The organism is Methylobacterium nigriterrae, assembly GCF_037106235.1.
GTDB lineage: Bacteria > Pseudomonadota > Alphaproteobacteria > Rhizobiales > Beijerinckiaceae > Methylobacterium > Methylobacterium nigriterrae.
Genome location: NZ_JBAWTG010000443.1, coordinates 1 through 819, shown reverse-complemented (window position 1 = coordinate 819; position 819 = coordinate 1). Strand labels below are relative to the sequence as shown.

At 66.3% G+C, this 819-nt stretch carries 1 pseudogene; it reads left to right on the top strand.

From position 1 onward, the window contains the following. Positions 1-88: 88 nt before the first annotated feature. Positions 89-669, top strand: a pseudogene (locus WDW90_RS37645) (IS5 family transposase); the annotation flags it as partial. Positions 670-819 lie beyond the last annotated feature (150 nt).

Sequence of the window (819 nt, the reverse complement as noted above, 5' to 3'; positions counted from 1 at the left end):
CGGCTGGGCGACCCGTGCCCCGGGGACCTCGCCGCCAGGACAGCGCAAGCCGTCCCTCGCGCGTCAGGCAGAATTTGTCGCTTGTGAACAGGCCATCTACAACCGCTTCGTGCGCTGGGCAGCCAAGGGCGTCTGGGTCGGACTGTTCGAGACGCTCGCCCAAGCTGGCGGACCGCCGACGCAGGTGCTGATCGATTCCTCGGCCGTGAAGGCGCACCGCTGCGCCTCGGGAGGGAAAGGGGGGAGCAGAACCAAGCCATCGGCTGCTCGCGGGGCGGACGCACGACCAAGATCCATGCGCTCACGGACCGCTTCTGCCGCCCGCTCGCCTTCCTGCCGACCGGCGGACAGGTGGCCGACTGCAAGGCCGGGGCAATCCTCTTGGAGCGCCTGCCTGCCTGCCGACTCCTACTGGCCGACAAAGGTTACGACAGCGACGCCATCCGGCGGCAGATCGAGGCGATGGGAGCCGCCCCCAACATCCCGCCCAAGGCGAACAGGCGCTGGAAGCCGTGCTTCTCGCCCGTGCTCTACCGCGGCCGCAACGCCATCGAGCGGATGTTCGGCCGCCTCAAAGACTTCCGCCGCATCGCTACCCGCTACGACCGCTTAGCCATCAACTACCTTGCTGCCGTCTGCCTCGCCGCCACTGTCAGCTACTGGTTGTGAGTCCGGAGCCTAGTATGTCTCCATATGGTAGTGGCCTGCAGAGTGGAGAGACTTGAACCGCTCCGGGAATTTCGGAGGCTGTTTGGTTTGGATCAGGCAGCCAAGGCTCGGACCTCGGCTTGTGCATAGTAGCGTGCTTCGGCCTCGGCG